The sequence below is a fragment of the Knoellia sp. Soil729 genome (assembly GCF_001427985.1).
GTDB lineage: Bacteria > Actinomycetota > Actinomycetes > Actinomycetales > Dermatophilaceae > Knoellia.
The window spans coordinates 244,820-260,973 of the sequence record NZ_LMSA01000003.1 but is presented as its reverse complement, the minus strand read 5'-3'; the positions used below and the strand labels follow the sequence as shown (position 1 = coordinate 260,973).

Annotated in this window: 16 protein-coding genes; 4 read left to right on the top strand and 12 right to left on the bottom strand. The window is 69.9% G+C overall.

Features of this window, described 5'->3' with window-relative positions:
• Positions 1-45: 45 nt before the first annotated feature.
• Entirely contained in the window at positions 46-1,092 is a 1,047-nt protein-coding gene (locus ASG74_RS13000) for an L-erythro-3,5-diaminohexanoate dehydrogenase (RefSeq protein ID WP_235498951.1), read from the bottom strand.
• Positions 1,093-1,238: 146 nt separating this feature from the next.
• Here ASG74_RS13000 and ASG74_RS12995 point away from each other — a divergent pair, with 146 nt between their 5' ends.
• Together ASG74_RS12995 and ybaK are read left to right on the top strand one after the other, a co-directional pair.
• Positions 1,239-2,693 carry a KamA family radical SAM protein gene (locus ASG74_RS12995; RefSeq protein ID WP_056144216.1) on the top strand — a complete coding sequence of 485 codons (1,455 nt, stop codon included), beginning with the start codon at positions 1,239-1,241 and terminating at the stop codon, positions 2,691-2,693.
• A 35-nt stretch (positions 2,694-2,728) separates the two neighbouring features.
• On the top strand, positions 2,729-3,223 hold the full coding sequence (gene ybaK, locus ASG74_RS12990; RefSeq protein ID WP_056144215.1) for a Cys-tRNA(Pro) deacylase: 495 nt from the start codon (positions 2,729-2,731) through the stop codon (positions 3,221-3,223).
• On the opposite strand, the gene ASG74_RS12985 is transcribed toward ybaK, so the two are convergent.
• Together ASG74_RS12985 and ASG74_RS12980 are read right to left on the bottom strand one after the other, a co-directional pair.
• The gene (locus ASG74_RS12985) at positions 3,220-3,639 is read right to left on the bottom strand and encodes a hypothetical protein (protein ID WP_056144212.1); all 420 of its coding nucleotides are present in this window, start codon (positions 3,637-3,639) and stop codon (positions 3,220-3,222) included. The two genes, ybaK and ASG74_RS12985, sit on opposite strands and share 4 nt — an antisense overlap.
• Before the next feature lie 60 nt (positions 3,640-3,699).
• Entirely contained in the window at positions 3,700-4,122 is a 423-nt protein-coding gene (locus ASG74_RS12980; protein ID WP_056144774.1) for an Lrp/AsnC family transcriptional regulator, read from the bottom strand.
• A gap of 62 nt (positions 4,123-4,184) precedes the next feature.
• On the opposite strand from ASG74_RS12980, the gene ASG74_RS12975 reads away from it, so the two are divergent.
• Positions 4,185-5,177, top strand: a complete 993-nt coding sequence (locus tag ASG74_RS12975) for a 5'-3' exonuclease (protein WP_056144211.1) — start codon at positions 4,185-4,187, stop codon at positions 5,175-5,177.
• 101 nt (positions 5,178-5,278) lie between these two features.
• On the opposite strand, the gene ASG74_RS12970 is transcribed toward ASG74_RS12975, so the two are convergent.
• From ASG74_RS12970 to ASG74_RS12945, 6 genes are read right to left on the bottom strand one after another with little or no spacing between them, the layout of a single operon-like run.
• Positions 5,279-8,080: a DEAD/DEAH box helicase gene (locus ASG74_RS12970; RefSeq protein ID WP_056144209.1), complete on the bottom strand. Its 2,802-nt coding sequence runs from the start codon at positions 8,078-8,080 to the stop codon at positions 5,279-5,281.
• Positions 8,081-8,090: 10 nt separating this feature from the next.
• On the bottom strand, positions 8,091-8,984 hold the full coding sequence (locus ASG74_RS12965) for a diacylglycerol/lipid kinase family protein (protein WP_442910089.1): 894 nt from the start codon (positions 8,982-8,984) through the stop codon (positions 8,091-8,093).
• Positions 8,985-8,989: 5 nt separating this feature from the next.
• Positions 8,990-9,829 (bottom strand): twin-arginine translocase subunit TatC, encoded by an 840-nt coding sequence (gene tatC, locus ASG74_RS12960; protein ID WP_235498949.1) that lies wholly within the window; start codon positions 9,827-9,829, stop codon positions 8,990-8,992.
• A gap of 13 nt (positions 9,830-9,842) precedes the next feature.
• Entirely contained in the window at positions 9,843-10,136 is a 294-nt protein-coding gene (gene tatA, locus ASG74_RS12955; RefSeq protein WP_056144200.1) for a Sec-independent protein translocase subunit TatA, read from the bottom strand.
• 34 nt (positions 10,137-10,170) lie between these two features.
• Positions 10,171-11,142, bottom strand: a complete 972-nt coding sequence (locus ASG74_RS12950; RefSeq protein WP_056144198.1) for a helix-turn-helix transcriptional regulator — start codon at positions 11,140-11,142, stop codon at positions 10,171-10,173.
• Positions 11,142-12,131: a helix-turn-helix transcriptional regulator gene (locus ASG74_RS12945; protein WP_056144194.1), complete on the bottom strand. Its 990-nt coding sequence runs from the start codon at positions 12,129-12,131 to the stop codon at positions 11,142-11,144. Before ASG74_RS12945 ends, ASG74_RS12950 begins: the two co-directional genes overlap by 1 nt.
• A gap of 31 nt (positions 12,132-12,162) precedes the next feature.
• On the opposite strand from ASG74_RS12945, the gene ASG74_RS12940 reads away from it, so the two are divergent.
• Positions 12,163-13,266, top strand: coding sequence for a DUF3866 family protein (locus tag ASG74_RS12940; RefSeq protein ID WP_442910087.1), 1,104 nt, complete (start codon positions 12,163-12,165; stop codon positions 13,264-13,266).
• Here the strand turns inward: ASG74_RS12940 and ASG74_RS12935 are convergent.
• The 3 genes from ASG74_RS12935 to pafA all read right to left on the bottom strand — a co-directional run bounded on the left by ASG74_RS12935 (position 13,253) and on the right by pafA (position 16,050).
• Entirely contained in the window at positions 13,253-13,639 is a 387-nt protein-coding gene (locus tag ASG74_RS12935) for an FKBP-type peptidyl-prolyl cis-trans isomerase (protein WP_056144191.1), read from the bottom strand. The two genes, ASG74_RS12940 and ASG74_RS12935, sit on opposite strands and share 14 nt — an antisense overlap.
• A gap of 28 nt (positions 13,640-13,667) precedes the next feature.
• Positions 13,668-14,615, bottom strand: coding sequence for an FKBP-type peptidyl-prolyl cis-trans isomerase (locus ASG74_RS12930; RefSeq protein ID WP_056144188.1), 948 nt, complete (start codon positions 14,613-14,615; stop codon positions 13,668-13,670).
• A gap of 73 nt (positions 14,616-14,688) precedes the next feature.
• A complete protein-coding gene (pafA, locus tag ASG74_RS12925) occupies positions 14,689-16,050 on the bottom strand; it encodes a Pup--protein ligase (RefSeq protein WP_056144186.1) in 1,362 nt (453 codons plus the stop codon).
• Positions 16,051-16,154: the final 104 nt, after the last annotated feature.

The window sequence follows — 16,154 nt, the reverse complement described above, 5'->3', positions numbered from 1 at the left end:
GCCAGAGGACGTTGGTCCCCACTTCCACAGTGAGGTGCCAGTCGCCTACCCGTGGTGGGTGAGACGGCCCTCGAAGAGCTCGCGGACCGCGGCGTTGCCGCGCAGGAGCTCGAGCGCGTATGCCGCGTGGCCGGGGACGTAGCCGTTGCCGACCAGCATGGTCACGTCGGCGGCCAGCCCCTCGGCCCCGAGCGCCGCCGCCGCGAAGTTCGTGGCCATCGAGAAGAAGATGACGGTGCCGCCCTCGGCGGTCGCCAGGATCGCCGGCTGCTCGCAGCCGGTGACGTCGACGCAGACGACGGTGAGGTCGGCCGGCCCGCCGGCGGTGGCGACGGCCTCGGAGAGACCGATCGGGTTGCGCGCATCGGCGATGAGGACGCGGGTCGCGAGTCCGGTGCCCTCGAGGAGCGACGCCTCGGCCTCGTCACGCACGACCGCGACGCGACGGGTCGCCCCCGCGTCGGCGGCCGCGGCCAGCGACAACGACCCGGACTTGCCCGCTCCCCCGAGCACGACGACGGACGGACCGCCCACGGAACCGATGGCGGCGTCGAAAGGCAGGCGGGCGGCATACGCACGCACGGTCCGGGCCACGAGTGCAGGTGCGCCGCAGACGTCCATGACCATGAGTGCCAGCTCGGGTGCGAGGTCCTCGGGCAGCTTCGCGGCGATGGAGCGGCCGAAGAGGATGGCGTGTCCCCGGGCGGGGACCCGCTCCCCCGACCCGTCCCAGCCCTCGAGGCCGTCGGTGATCGCAAGCGGTGTGAGGGACAGCGAGACGAGGGTGGCCACGCGGTCACCCGCCGCCAGGCCCAGGGTGGACGTCGGGCCGACCTCCGCGACGGTGCCGATGAGCATCCCGCCACTGCCCGTGACGGGGTTCTGCATCTTGCCGCGCTCGCCCACGATCTGCAGGACCTCCGCGCGGATGGCCGCACCGTCGCCCTCGTGCTTGTCGTGGAGCTGGCGGTAGGACGCGGCGTCGAGGTTGAGCGTCTCGATGTCGATGCGCACCTCGTCGGGCCAGATCTGGGGGCTGGCGTCCAGGACCCGGGCGGCCTGCGGCAGCGAGGCTCCCGCTGGCTCGAGCACGCGGTGGACCCCCAGCGGTGAGGAGGGTCCGGCGGGGGGCGTCGTTCGCGGCATGGCCACGCAATTTCTCCTGTCTTGCGACACGCTGCAACAAATATTGCGGTAGGGATGTGACGAACACGTCATCTGTCCGTATCCTCGCATGCATGACGACGAACATCGAGCAGCCTTACGTCTACCGGCAACGGGAGCTCGTCGAGCCGGACTGGACACGCTTCCCGGGGTGGCGATCGGTCACCACGGACGAGTGGGCCAGCGCCCAGTGGCAGCGCGCCCACTGCATCAAGACCGTCGCACAGCTGCGTGAGCTCATGGGCGACCTGCTCACCGACGCGTTCTACGAGGACCTCGAGCGCGACCAGGTCGAGCGGGCCACGATGTCGATGCTCGTGCCGCCGCAGATGCTCAACACGATGGTCAGCGAGATGTCGTGGGCCGACGGTTCGCTGCCCGCGGCCGGTGCCGACTTCACGCAGGCCTTCCTCGCCGACCCGGTGCGTCGCTACATGCTCCCCGTGTTCAGCGACCGTCGCACCGACTGGCCCTCGCACCCCTTCGCCGCGCGCGACAGCCTGCACGAGCACGACATGTGGGCGGTCGAGGGCCTGACCCACCGCTATCCCACCAAGGTGCTCGCCGAGATGCTGCCGACCTGCCCGCAGTACTGCGGGCACTGCACCCGCATGGACCTCGTGGGCAACTCCACGGCCCAGGTCGTCAAGCTCAAGCTCGCCGGCAAGCCGGTCGACCGTCATGCGGCGATGCTCGACTACCTGCAGAAGACCCCCCAGGTGCGCGACGTCGTCGTCTCCGGAGGCGATGTCGCCAACATGCCGTGGAAGAACCTCGAGGGCTTCCTCGACAAGCTCCTGCGCATCGACAACATCCGCGACATCAGGCTGGCGACCAAGGCGCTCATGGGGCTGCCGCAGCACTGGCTGCAGCCCGACGTCGTCGAGGGCGTGGCGCGGGTGTCGGCACTGGCCCGCTCGCGCGGTGTGTCGCTCGCGATCCACACCCACGTCAACCACGCCCAGTCCGTCACGCCGCTCGTCGCGCAGGCCTCGAAGGCGATGCTCGAGGCGGGCGTGCGCGACGTTCGCAACCAGGGCGTCCTCATGCGGGGCATCAACGACACGAGCACCGACCTGCTCGACCTCTGCTTCGCCCTGCAGGACGAGGCGATGATCACGCCCTACTACTTCTACATGTGCGACATGATCCCGTTCTCCGAGCACTGGCGCCTGGCGCTGCACGAGGCGCAGCACCTGCAGCACTCGATCATGGGATACCTCCCCGGCTTCGCGACGCCCCGCATCGTGTGCGACGTGCCGTTCGTCGGCAAGCGCTGGGTGCACCAGGTCGACACCTACGACCGCGACAAGGGGATGTCGTTCTGGCGCAAGAACTACCGCACCTCCATCGAGGGCTCGGACGAGCAGGCGCTGTCGCGTGAGTACGTCTACTACGACCCGATCTACACCCTGCCCGAGGCGGGCCAGCAGTGGTGGAGCACCAACACCGACGTCGAGCAGGTCCACGCCGCGGCACTCGCCGGCGCGAGCGCGAGCCGTGACGCCTCGGCGCGCGACCTGACCTGACCACACGCGGTGACCGACGGCATACTCTCGCGTTCATGGCACACAAGGACCGCGGTGGCTCGGTGGCTACCCCGGCGACCGTTGCGCTGACGCGAGCCAAGGTCCCGTATGCCGTCCGCGCCTACGAGCACGACCCTGCGGCTGAGTCGTTCGGCCTGGAGGCCGCGCAGGCTCTCGGGGTCGAGCCGGCGCGCGTGTTCAAGACCCTCCTGGTCGACACCGGCACGGGACTCGCTGTCGGTGTCGTGCCCGTGGACCACACCCTCGACCTGAAGGCGATGGCGTCCGCGCTCGGCGTGAAGAAGGTCGCCATGGCGGATCCCGTTGCAGCAGAGCGCAGCTCGGGCTACGTCGTCGGTGGGATCTCGCCCATCGGCCAGAAGCGCGCGCTGCCGACGGTCGTGGACTCCTCCGCCTTTGGGCACGCGACGGTGCTTGTGTCAGGTGGCCGCCGGGGGCTCGACCTCGAGCTCACCCCGGCAGACTTGGTGGCCGTCACCGGGGCGATCACCGCAGCCATCGCCCGTTAGGAGGCCATCCGCAGGTGGTCCGGCATCTCGCGAACCGTCGCCGGGGCCGCCAGGTAGAAGCCAAGCAGGTCGAGGCCCAGGTCGCGGCAGAGATCGACCGTCAGTTGGTGGAAGGTCCGGTCCCTGTCACTGAAGAGCGGCGAACCGTCGCGACCCAGCGCGGCCACGATGCCACCAGTGTCCAGCTCGGACAGGACGCGTCGCAGTGAGGCGACGACTTCGGCGGGCTCGGCCTCTCCCAGCTCGGAGATGACAACAGGCTGCAGGACTCGGTGCCCGTCATCGAGCAGGACGATGGTGAAGGAGCCGGCCTCTCGGTCGGCCAGGCTGACGAAGAGGTCGATGGCGTCGGAGCGCAGGACGGGGTCGTCGAGGGAGAGGTCGCGGAAGTTCTGGGGCAGGTCGTCGAAGGTCATGGCGTCATGGTGCCGCCATCGGCCGCACCGGCCGCGAGCTTTTCCACAGGGCCTGGCTGGCTACTCCCAGGGCGTGGAGAGGACGACCGTCGTCTTGGTCGACACGTTGGCAGCGGCCCGGATGCGGGCGAGCAGCAGCTCCAGCTCGAGCGGCGTGGCCACGCGTACCTTGAGGATGTAGTTCATGTCGCCGGCCACCGAGTGGCACTCCTCGATGGCTGGGATGTCCCGGAGATGGTCGGGGATGTCGTCCGGGGCCGCGGGGTCGAGGGGGGTGATCGAGATGAACGCCGTCATGGCGACACCGATGGCGGCGTGGTCGACCCTGGCGGTGTAGCCCTTGATGACCCCACGCTTCTCGAGGCGGCGCACGCGCTGGTGCACGGCGGACGTGGACATGCCGAGCACGCGCCCGAGGTCGGTGTAGCTCATGCGGCCGTCCGTCGAGAGCTGGTCCACGATCTTGCGGTCAAGGTCCTCCACGTCGCCCACAGTAGTCACAGGGTGCACGGATGCCCGTGAGGCTCACAACTAGGCTGGCCGCCATGACGACGGAACGCCTGCTGCTCCTCGACTCCGCCTCGCTGTACTTCAGGGCCTTCTACGGTGTGCCGGACCAGCGCTCGTCCGCGGACGAGCACCCGACGAACGCCCTGCGCGGCTTCCTCGACATGATCGCCACCCTCGTGAACGCGCACCGTCCCACGCACCTCGTGGCCTGCTGGGACAACGACTGGAGGCCCCAGTTCCGGGTCGACCTCATCCCGAGCTACAAGGCGCACCGGGTGGGCGAACCGGCTGGGTCGGCGTCCGCTCCCGCGGCCGGAGACGCCCCCGACCAGGCGCATCCTGCGTCGGCCGACACCGCGGCCGAGGAGGTGCCCGACGACCTCGCTCCTCAGGTTCCCCTGATCGTGGACGCCCTCTCGGCCTTGGGCATCGCCCGTCTGGGAGCCGATGGCTACGAGGCCGACGACGTCATCGGCACCATGGTCGAGCGCTACCGAGGGCGCATGGCCATCGACGTCGTCACCGGCGACCGCGACCTGCTGCAGCTCATCGACGACACCCACTGCGTGCGGGTGCTCTACACCGGCAAGGGCGGTGTGCGAGAGCCCGACCAGGGCACCGAGACCTACCTTCGCGACAAGTACGCCGTGCCCAACGGTGAGGCCTACCTCGACATGTCGATCCTGCGCGGTGACACCAGCGACGGCCTCCCGGGGGTCAAGGGGATCGGCGACAAGACCGCGGCCCAGCTCATCGCGGCACATGGGTCGCTGGCCGGCCTGCGGGAGGCGGTCGAGAGCGGACACCCGAGCATCAAGGGTGCGCGACGGGCCAACCTGGAGGCCGCCGCGGCATACCTCGACGTGGCCCCGCAGGTGGTCCGCGTGGTGCGTGACGCACCGGTCGCGGACGTCGACGTGGCACTGCCCACCGCCGTTGCCGACACGAGGCTGCTGAGCGAGCTCGCCTCGACCTACGGCATCACCAACCCGATCAACCGCGTCCTGGCCGCGCTCCAGATCCCCTGACGCGCACCAACTTCCCCGCCTCAAGTGGGTTGCTCTCTGTTCGCTTGACCGCGCTTGTCAGGCGGAGTGAGAGAAAGCCACTTCAGGCGGGGAAGTCGAGGTCAGTCGAGGCGGTCGGCGGAGACGACCCCCCGACGCACTCCGTCGATGGCCTTGCGGGCCGTGCGCCGCAGCTCGGAGTCGGGAGCCGCATCCGCGATCTGCCCGAGCAGGTCGACGATCTGCTTGCACCGGCGGACGAAGTCGCCGGCGGCCATGTCGTGCCCGCGCAGGACCGCGTCCAGGCGCTCGCCGCTGGCCCAGCGGTGGACCATCCACGCCATCCCCCCGTCGGGGACCTCTGTGGTCTCGAGACCGTGCTGGGCCTCGAGGTCGTCGAGCTGGCTCCATCGCCGCTGCATCTCGGTGACCGCTGCGGCGACCTCGTCGTTGGGCATCCGCGGTGAGGGGTCGGCCTGCTCGTGCCGGGGCTCGTGGACCAGCGTGGACACACAGGCAGCGAGGCCAGGTGCGTCGAGGCGCTTCCACACGTCGCGGCGCAGGCACTCGGCGGCGAGCAGGTCCCGCTCGGTGTAGAGCCTGCGCAGGCGTTCACCGCGCTCGGTGACGATGTCGTCCTCGAGGTAGCCGAGCTGGGTCAGCACGATGCAGATACGGTCGAACGTGCGGGCGACGGAGTTGGTGCGGCCCTCGACCTTGCGCTTGAGGCCAGCCGTCTCGCGACGCAGGCGGTACCAGCGCTCGGCCCACCGGGCATGGGTCTCACGGTCGGGACACTGGTGGCACGGGTGGGCGCGCAGCTCCGCGCGCAGGAAGGCGATGCGGTCGTTCTCCTCGACCTGCTCCTCCCTCTCCGCGGACGGCTTGGCCGTGACGTCGTGGGGAACGGCGATCCTCATGGTCGTCGCGAGGTCGCGCCGGGCCTTGGGTGACTTGGGGTTGAAGTGCTTGGGCACCGTGATGGAGGCAGCGGCCTCGACTGGCTCAGGAACGTCCACGAGGGTCAACCGCCGGAACTGCCGCTCCTCGGTCACGACACCCGGCCCGCTCGGGGATCCCTTGCCGGTCTTCGCGGTCTGCACCACCACGGCCCAGCCCGAACGCCGGCCTGCCGGCACCTTGATGATGTCCCCCACCCGCAGCTTCTCCAGGCTCACCGCAGCCTGCGCCTTGCGACCGGCGGAGCGCTTGCGGACACCGTCCTTCTCGGCATCCGCGATGGCGCGACGCAGGTCGGCGTACTCGCGGAAGTCTCCGAGGTCGCAGTGCATCGACTCGGCATATCCCTCGAGCGCCTCGTCGTTGCGCCGCACCTTGGTCGCCAGCCCGACGACGGCCCGGTCGGCCTGGAACTGGGCGAACGACGTCTCGAGGATGTCGCGCGCCACCTGGCGCCCCACCTGTGCCACGAGGTTGACGGCCATGTTGTAGGTCGGGCGGAAGCTCGATCGCAACGGGTAGGTCCGGGTCGAGGCCAGCCCTCCGACGGCGATCGGGTCGAGTCCTCGGCTCCACTGCACGACCGCGTGGCCCTCGATGTCGATCCCACGCCGGCCGGCCCGGCCGGTGAGCTGGGTGTACTCGGCAGGGGTGATGTCGGCGTGCGTCTCGCCGTTGAACTTCACGAGCTTCTCGAGCACCACCGTGCGCGCCGGCATGTTGATGCCCAGGGCCAGGGTCTCGGTCGCGAACACCGCACGGATGCGACCGGCAGTGAACAGCTCCTCGACGATCTCCCGGAAGAGCGGAAGCATCCCGGCGTGGTGGCACGCGAAGCCTCGCGAGAGCGCCTCGACGAAGTCGTAGTAGCCCAGGATGCCGAGGTCCTCGTCGGCGAGCGAGCCCATGCGCTCCTCGACGTGGCGCCGGATGCGCTCACCCTCGCGCTGCGGGATGAGCCGGGTGTCGGAGGCGAGCAGCTGCCCCACGGCACCCTCGCAGCCCATGCGGCTGAAGATGAACGTGATCGCCGGCAGGAGTCCGTCGCGGTCGAGCTGCGCGATGACCTCGGCACGGGTCGCGCCGCCACCGGGCCGGCTCCCCCGGGTGAACGAACGCTGCGGTCCCGGACCGCGGCCGCGCTCTCGCCCCGGCTCCCGGCCGGAGCTCCGTCCACCGGCCCGCCCACGGGGCAGGTCCCGCGTGCTCCCCCGGACCCACCCGTCGGCCCGCTGCTGCTCGGCGCCACGGATGGCCTGGATGAGCTCGGGACTGACCTGTGCCACAGACCCGTCCTCCCGAGGCTCGGACGTCTCGTCGGCGAACAGGTCGAACATCGAGCTGCCCACGAGCATGTGTTGCCACAGCGGCACCGGTCGGTGCTCCGAGACGACGACAGCGTGGTTGCCACGAACCTCGGCGAGCCAGTCGCCGAACTCCTCGGCGTTGCTCACGGTGGCCGACAACGAGATGACCTGCACCGACTCGGGCAGGTGGATGATGACCTCCTCCCACACCGCGCCGCGGAAGCGGTCGGCGAGGTAGTGCACCTCGTCCATGACCACGAAGCCCAGTCCCTGCAGGGTGGACGACCCGGCATACACCATGTTGCGCAGCACCTCGGTCGTCATGACGACGACGGGTGCCTCACCGTTGATGGACGAGTCACCCGTGAGCAGGCCGACCTTGTCGGGGCCGTGGGCGGCCACGAGGTCGTGGTACTTCTGGTTCGACAGCGCCTTGATGGGCGTGGTGTAGAAGGCCTTGCGTCCGGTCGCGAGGGCGAGGTGCACGGCGAACTCGCCGACGATCGTCTTGCCTGCCCCCGTGGGGGCCGCCACGAGCACACCCTGACCGGCCTCGACCGCCTCGCACCCCTGCACCTGGAACGGGTCGAGCGGGAAGTTCTGCAGGGCCGTGAAGGCCGCAAGATGGGGCCCCGTCTCCGTCGCTGAGCCGCTCATGTCGCTCAGGCTACGTCAGGACGGTGACCGCGCCCGGGACGACCTCGCACTCGAGTGGCAGGGGCTCGAACCGCTCACCATCGGCATAGGAGACGATGCCCCTGGCCTCGAGGCGGACCTGGCGTCCGCGGAGAATCTCGACGGCGGGATGGTCGACGTGTGCCCCCTGGAAGACCTTGGGGAAGACCCGCAGCAGCGTCGGGATCGAGACCTCGTGGAGGATGAGGACGTCGAGCATGCCGTCGTCGAACTCGGCGCTCGGGACGACCTTCATGCCACCCCCGTATGCCGGTCCGTTGGCGACCGCGACGAGCATCGCCCTGGTCTCGTGGCGGACGCCGTCCACCTCGACGACGTAGGGAATGGGCCTGAAGACGCCGAGCTCACGGGCGATCGCGAGGTTGTAGCGCATCTGTCCCTTGGGCCACCTCCACGCGTTGGCGCGCTCGTTGACGACGGCGTCGAAGCCGGCGGCGAGGACACCGACGAACCAGCGCGCCTCGCCGTGGGTGGTGACCAGCCGGACCGCGTCGATGCGTCGGGTGGCACCACGCGTGATCCGTTCGACGGCCTTCGCGGCGTCACGCACGGCGAGGCCGAGCTCGCGCGCGTTGTCGTTGCCCGTACCCGCCGCGATGATCCCGAGCGGCAGGTCGGTGCCCGCGACGAGGTTGACGCCGAGGTGGACCATGCCGTCACCCCCCGCGACGACGATGCAGTCCACGGCGTGGTCGGCGATGGCCGCGCGGGCGCGCGCGGTGGCGTGGGCGCCGTCCATGGCGGAGAGGTCGACGATCTCGTGACCCGCCGCAGCGAGGAGCAAGGCGGCCTCGCGCCCGATGCGCGCACCGGTGTTCTTGCCTGCCGTGGGGTTGATGACCAACCCGATGCGCTCGTGACGCAGCTGGCTCACAGGGCCGATGCCTCGTCGTCCGACGCGTCGAGCCAGTCGGGACGAGCCTTCTCCCGTCGTCGGTCGATCAGTCGGGCAACGCCGTAGGCCATGAAGTAGAGCGCCATCAGGGGGAGCGCCAGCAGGAACATCGTCATCGGGTCCGCCGTGGGGGTGGCCACCGCGGCGAAGACGAAGATCAGGACGACCGCCACACGCCAGGCCTTGATCATCTTCTCCGCCGGGAGGATGCCGACGGCGTTGAAGGCCACGAGGAAGACCGGGAAGAGGAAGCCTCCGCCGAAGACGAGGATGAAGCGGGTGACGAACGCGAAGTAGTCCGACACCTGCTGGATGTTGGACGTGCCCGACGGTGAGAACCCGTAGAGGAGCTGGAGCGACTGCGGCAGCACGATGTAGCCGAGCCAGCACCCGCCGAGGAACAGCGGAACGGTCGCGGCGATGAACGCCAGCGAGATCCGCTTCTCCTTCTTGGTCAGCCCGGGAACGATGAACGCCCAGAGCTGGTAGAGCCACACGGGGCTTGCCGCCAGGACCCCGACGAAGATCGACAACGTGATGAGGTTCGAGAAGGCCGACGTCGCCTCACCGAAGTTCAGGCTGATCGTGCTCTGGGGGTTGCTGCGCTTGTAGTCGTTGAACGGCTCCGCGAGGAAGTCGAAGATGCGCTCGTAGTTGAGCCCCGCTGCGATCGCGGCAACCAGCACCGTCACGGCCGCAATGAGGACCCGTCGCCGGAACTCGCGCAGGTGGTCGCCGAGCGACATCCTGCCCTCGGGGTCCCGCTCACGCCGTCGGGGCAGGTGGGGGCGACCGGGTCTCGCAACTCGGGGCATCGAGAGGGCTGGGTCAGACCGTGGTGCCGGAGGTGGGTCCCGGCTGGTTGTCCGTGCGCGGGGCGTCCTCGGAGATGGGCGACGTCGGCTGGGGGGCCGAGGCATCGGTCTCGCGACGCACCGTCTCACCCTGGACGGTCTCGGGCTTCCTGTCCTTGCCGTCGTTCTTCATCTCGTCGACCTCGGACTTGAAGACACGGGCCGAACGACCGAGGCTGCGGGCCGCGTCGGGCAGTCGCTTCCAACCGAAGATGACGATGAGCAGGACAGCGATGACGATGATCTCGGGGGCGCCGATGTTGCGCATGGAGGTGTGCCTTCTTCCGATGTGGAGTCTGCGGTCAGTCTACGTCGTGGGCCTGTGAACCCAGCGCTGCCCGAGCGCGCGCCGCGATGCGGTCCACGAGGTCCGGCGGGTCGAGCACGACGACGTGTCCAGCAAGACGCAGCACGAGCCGCTCGAGCCACGCCGTGTCGGCCGTGCGCAGCGTGATCGTGCGCGAACCGTCGGAGTCGTCGGAGGTGGACTCGACCGGGTAGTAGTCGCTCACCCAGAGCGCTCCGGGCAGCAGCCGGATGGTGACGACGAGGTCATCCGCAGCCGGGCTGAAGATGCTCTCGCCCAGCTCGCGAGGAGAAATCCCGTCGGGCGGGGTCCCGTCCGCGTCCAGGACCCCGAGGTCCTCGACGCGGTCGAGCCGGAAGACACGCACGCCCTCGGCGCGGTGGCAGTAGCCCTCGAGGTACCAGTGACCGTCCGAGGCGATGACGCGCATGGGGTCGACGTCACGCTCGGTCGACTCGTCGCGGCCGGGGACGTGGTAGGTCAGGTGGAGCCGTCGCCGCTGCTCGACTCCCTCACGCGCCCGGGCCAGGATCGCGTCGTCGACGCGCTCGGCCGTGAGCTCGACCGACACCCGCGCCGCTGGCTCGGCGGACGTCCCGGCCGCCGCCTCCAGCTTCGCCAGCGCTCGCTCGATGGCGTCACGCTCGGTGAGGCCGGGGACGTCCAGGAGCGTCCGCAGCCCGACGATGAGGGTCACCGCCTCGTCCACCCCGAGCCTCAAGGGGCGCGAGATCGTGTCGGCGTTGCCGACGAAGACCCGGCCCTCCTCCCAGTCGGCCTCGATGAGCTCGTCGGGCATCTGGCCGTAGCCGCAGAGGAAGAGCAGGTTGAGGTCGGACTCGAGCTGCTCGACGGAGACGTCCAGCCCGCGCGCGGCCTCCTCGAGCTCGATGCCCTGGCGGTTGACCAGCCACGGCACCATCGTGAGCAGCCGCGTGAGCCGGCTCGTCGCGGTCTCGGTAGCCATCAGGATCCTGCCTCGTGGGCGGCGAGCACGGCCCGCAGCTGGGTGTGGACGCGCTCGAGGAGCTCGGCAGGCTCGAGCACGCGGACGTCGTCGGCATGGCCGGCGACCTCGGCGGCGAACCCGTCGACGTCCTGGAACTCGATGCCCAGCTGCGACCAGCCGCTGTCGGTCTCGGTGGTGCTCGTGGCACGCCGGCGCAGGCTGTGGGCGGCTCCGGGGCGCACCAGCAGCGTCGCGGGCCGTGCCTCACCCGCAGGCGCTGACCGCTCGACCATGATGCGGGCCTCGTGGTCGGCCGGGACCTCGAAGGACCCCGGACGCCCAGCAGTGCGCACGGCACCGTCGACCCTCGACAGCCGGAAGACCCGGGTGTCCTCACGGTCGAGGTCGTAGCCCGCGAGGTACCAGCGACCGTGCCACTGCACGAGTGACCACGGCTGGACCCTGCGCGTGCGGGCCTGCGTGCCCTCGGGGCGGCGATAGCTGAACGTGATGGGAGTGCGGCTCAGCACCGCGTCCTTGACCGCCTCGAACGCGGGCTCGGTGGTGCGCAGCCGCGGCTCGATGCCGATGAGGGCCCCCTCGTCGCGCTCGACCCCGGCCGCGCGCAGCTTGCGCAGCGCCTGCGCCGCCGGCCCCGCCATCGAGGCCTGCGCCCAGCTCCGGCTCGCCAGCCCGAGGACAGCCAGCTCGTCGGTCTCGAACTCGATGTCGGGCAGCGCGTAGTCCCGCTGGTGGATGCGGTAGCCCGGCTCGTCCTCGTGGAAGTGGTCGATCTCCTCGGTGGCCAGGGGCACCCCGAGACCGCGCAGCTCGTCCTTGTCGCGCTCGAACATCCGGTCGAAGGACTCGGTCGACGCCGTCTCGCCGTACTGCGGCACCAGCGCCCGGATCTGTGCCTTGGACAGGGGTCGACGGGTGTAGAGGAGCACGAGCACGAGGTTGAGCAGGCGCTCCGTCTTGGCGGCCGGCCCCGTCGCTGCGCTCATGTGTCCGACGCTACTCGATACCCTGCACCTCGTGATGCAGTGGCGCGAGGGCGTGGTCGTCGAAGAGATGCGGGAGTGGCCCGGAGCGGTGGAGTATGCCGTGAGGCTGGCTTCGCCCGACAGCACCGGTGAGGAGGTGCGTGCCCTCGCCTACACGGGCATGGTGGGGCGGCCGGAGCCCGGGGACCGGGTGGTCCTCAACGCCTCGGCCCTGCTCAAGGGGCTGGGCACGGGCGGTCTCGCGTTCGTCGTCGCCCTGCCCGACCGGCTCCCCGAGGACGCCCCCGACTCCCCCGGGCACATCGTCAAGGCGCGCTACACGCCGCAGCAGCAGATGTTCCTGGCGGTCGACGAGCAGGACAGCATCCACCACGACGTCCTCCTCGACGCCGACTCCCTCGAGGCCATGCCGGTGGTCGTCGCGGACCTGCACTCGGCCCTGCCGGCCATCATCGCGGGCGTGCGCCTGGCCAGGCCCGACGCCCGGGTGGCCTACGTCATGACCGACGGCGGTGCGCTGCCGCTGGCCTTCTCGCGGGCGGTGGCCGGGCTCAAGGAAGCCGGCTGGCTCCAGGCGACGCTGACGGTCGGCCAGGCGTTCGGGGGCGACCACGAGGCCGTGTCCGTCCACAGCGGCCTGCTCGCCGCTCGCCACGTCGTGGGCGCGGATGTCACCGTGGTCATCCAGGGACCGGGCAACGTCGGCACGGGCACCAGGTGGGGCTACTCGGGCGTCGCTGCCGCCGAGGCGCTGCACGCGACCCACGTCCTGGGCGGCACGAGCATCGCGGCCCTTCGCGTCTCGGGAGCTGACCCACGTCCGCGGCACCGCGGGATCTCCCACCACAGCACCACGGCATACGGACGGGCTCTGCTCTCCCCCGCCATCGTGCCGGTGCTGGAAGGGGGCGGTGAGCTGGCGGCGCTGGTCCGCCGTCAGGCTGCGGACCTGGCCGAGCACAGCCGTGCCGACCTCGACGTGGTCGAGGTCGGCACGAAGGGCGTGCTGGACGCGCTCCGCCAGTCGCCGGTGAAGCTGTCGACGATGGGGCGTGGCCTCGACGAGGACGTCGCCGCGTTCGTCGTCAGCGCCGTGGCGGGCGTGTGCGCTGCGGAACGGGTCAGCGGACGCTGACGAGGTCCACCACGAAGATCAGGCTCTCGCCGGGCTTGATGGCGCCTCCGGCACCACGCTCACCGTAGGCGAGGCCGGACGGGATGAGGAGGCGACGACGGCCGCCCTCCTTCATGCCGACGATGCCGTCGTCCCAGCCGCGGATGACCTGGCCGACGCCGAGGCGGAAGGACAGGGGCTCCCCGCGGTTCCAGGACGCGTCGAACTCCTCGCCGGTCGAGTGGGCGACACCGACGTAGTGCGCGGAGATCGTCGAGCCGACGGTGGCCTCGGCGCCGTCTCCGACGGTGATGTCCTCGACGACGAGCTCGGTGGGAGCGTCGTCCCCCGGGAAGTCGATCTCAGGCTTGGTGGTCTTCGGGTCAAAACCCATGGAGGGTCCTTTCGCGGTTGGCGGATGGTCAGACGGCGCCGAGGATGTCGACGACGAAGACCATGGTGTCGGTTCCCTTGATGTCACCGTTGCCCTGGGGGCCGTAGCCTTCGGCCGGCGGGACGACGAGCAGGAGTCGGCTGCCGACGGTCTGGCCGACGATGGCCTTGTCCCAACCGGGCACGACTGCGCCGACGCCGATGGGGGTGGCATAGCCGGCCGGGTTGGAGTCGAAGACCTTGCCGTCGGCCCACTTGGCGCCCGTGTAGGCGACGCGGACCGACTGCCCCTTGGTGACCTTGTCACCCTTGCCGCTGATGAGGGGCTGGTTGACCAGCTTCTTGGGCGGCGCCGTCTTGGGCATGGTGATCGTCGCGGCCTTGCCGGGGTTCATCGTGACCGTCGGCAGTCCCGGCTTGGGTGCCACGGCCGTGCCGGAGGCCTCCTTGAGCGGAGCGACCACGTCGACGACGTCGACGGCGAAGAGGATGGGGTCCTCGGCCTTGAGCCCGAGCTGGGTGTTGCCCTGCGGTCCGTAGACGTCAGAGGTGGGGGCGGCGATGAGCAGGCGGGCGCCGGGCTTCGTGCCGGGCAGCTGGTTCTTGAACAGGGGCAGCATGTTCTGGGAGGTGAGGTCGATGCCCAGGGGCTGCTCTTCCTTCCAGGTGCTGGTGGCCACCTTGCCGTCGGTGCCGTTGATGATCTGCGCCTTGACGGAGAGCATGTCGTTGGCACCCGCCGCGGTGCCCTCGCCCTGCGTGATGACCCGCTTGGTCTCACCGGTCAGCTTGAGGGGCGTCGTGCCCAGCGTCACCGTGGGCTCCTTGGCCGGGTCGCTCCCCTCGACCTTGACCGACGCCAGCGGGCCGTTGTCGGCCTTTGTGGTGTCGGCGGAGGTGCCGCTGCCACAGCCGACGAGGGCGATGGAGCCTGCGACGAGGGCCGCGGCAAGGGGTGTGAAACGGGGGCGGGACACAGGTGTTACCTCAGATCGAGCGTTGGGGGGATTGCGCCCACCATAACCACAGAACCTGACAGGTTCCTCAACGTCACATGCCGGCGATGAGGCGCTCGACCCGGGGGTCCTCGTTGCGGAAAGGGTCCTTGCAGAGCACCGTGCGCTGGGCCTGGTCGTTGAGCTTGAGGTGGACCCAGTCGACGGTGAAGTCGCGGCGGTGGTCCTGGGCTGCACGGATGAAGTCACCGCGCAGCTTGGCCCGTGTCGTCGGTGGTGGCTTGACCTTGGCCTCGAAGATCTCGGGGTCGGTCACGGCCCGTGCTGCCCGGCCGCGGGCCTGCAGGAGGTAGAAGAGGCCTCGTCGACGGTTGATGTCGTGGTAGGCGAGGTCGATCTGCGCCAGTCGTGGGGAGTCGAGGTCCAGGCCGTGCCGGGTCGCGTAGTCGTCGAGCAGCCTGTGCTTGATCATCCAGTCGATCTCGGTGTCCACGAGCGAGTGGTTGCCCGTTTCGACCGCGTCGAGCGTGCGCTCCCACAGGTCGAGCACGGTCTTGTGGTCGGGGTCGCTGGTGCCCGCCCGCTCGACGTATGCCGCTGCGGCGGTGAGGTACTCGCGCTGCAGGTCGAGCGCACTGAGCTCACGACCGTTGGCCAGCCGCACGAGCTTGCGGCCGGTCATGTCGTGGCTGATCTCGCGGATGGCACGGATGGGGTTCTCGAGGGTGAGGTCGCGCATGACCACCTCGTCCTCGATCATCCGCAGCACGAGGTCGCACGAGCCGACCTTGAGCAGCGTCGTGGTCTCGCTCATGTTGGAGTCCCCGACGATCACGTGCAGCCGCCGGTAGTGCTCGGCGTCGGCGTGCGGCTCGTCCCGGGTGTTGATGATCGGGCGGCTGCGCGTCGTCGCCGACGACACGCCCTCCCAGATGTGGTCCGCACGCTGGCTCACGGCAAACTCCACGCCCTTGGACGTGCGCACGAGCTTGCCTGCGCCGCAGATGAGCTGGCGGCTGATGAGGAACGGGAGCAGCTTGTCCGAGAACGCTTGGAAGTCGCCGCCGCGGCCGACGAGGTAGTTCTCGTGGCAGCCGTAGGAGTTGCCGGCCGAGTCCGTGTTGTTCTTGAACACGTAGATCTCGCCGCGCACCCCGTCCTCACGCAGTCGCGCCTCGGCGTCGGCCACGAGTCCCTCGACGACCCGCTCCCCCGCCCGGTCGTGCGCGACGAGCTGGCGCAGCGAGTCGCACTCGGCCGTCGCGTACTCGGGGTGGCTGCCGACGTCGAGGTAGAGGCGGGACCCGTTGGCGAGGAAGACGTTGCTGGAGCGCCCCCAGGCCACGACCTTGCGGAACAGGTATCGGGCGACCTCGTCGGGGGTGAGCGTGCGCTGGCCCTCGGACGAGGCGGTGATGCCGTACTCGTTCTCGATCCCGAAGATCCGTCGGTCCATGACGTCACCCTAGTCGCGGCATGCCCGATCTCGACCGCGCCGCGGGGCCGCGCGTCCAGCATCCGAAACGACGGTGTCACCCTTTGGAACTTAACGGCATGTTT

Coding starts and splice junctions, on each gene's coding strand:
- ASG74_RS12995 (WP_056144216.1), top strand. CDS start 1,239: ATGACGACGAACATCGAGCAGCCTTACGTCTACCGGCAACGGGAGCTC.
- ybaK (WP_056144215.1), top strand. CDS start 2,729: ATGGCACACAAGGACCGCGGTGGCTCGGTGGCTACCCCGGCGACCGTT.
- ASG74_RS12985 (WP_056144212.1), bottom strand. CDS start 3,639: ATGACCTTCGACGACCTGCCCCAGAACTTCCGCGACCTCTCCCTCGAC.
- ASG74_RS12975 (WP_056144211.1), top strand. CDS start 4,185: ATGACGACGGAACGCCTGCTGCTCCTCGACTCCGCCTCGCTGTACTTC.
- ASG74_RS12970 (WP_056144209.1), bottom strand. CDS start 8,080: ATGAGCGGCTCAGCGACGGAGACGGGGCCCCATCTTGCGGCCTTCACG.
- tatC (WP_235498949.1), bottom strand. CDS start 9,829: ATGCCCCGAGTTGCGAGACCCGGTCGCCCCCACCTGCCCCGACGGCGT.
- tatA (WP_056144200.1), bottom strand. CDS start 10,136: ATGCGCAACATCGGCGCCCCCGAGATCATCGTCATCGCTGTCCTGCTC.
- ASG74_RS12950 (WP_056144198.1), bottom strand. CDS start 11,142: ATGGCTACCGAGACCGCGACGAGCCGGCTCACGCGGCTGCTCACGATG.
- ASG74_RS12945 (WP_056144194.1), bottom strand. CDS start 12,131: ATGAGCGCAGCGACGGGGCCGGCCGCCAAGACGGAGCGCCTGCTCAAC.
- ASG74_RS12935 (WP_056144191.1), bottom strand. CDS start 13,639: ATGGGTTTTGACCCGAAGACCACCAAGCCTGAGATCGACTTCCCGGGG.
- pafA (WP_056144186.1), bottom strand. CDS start 16,050: ATGGACCGACGGATCTTCGGGATCGAGAACGAGTACGGCATCACCGCC.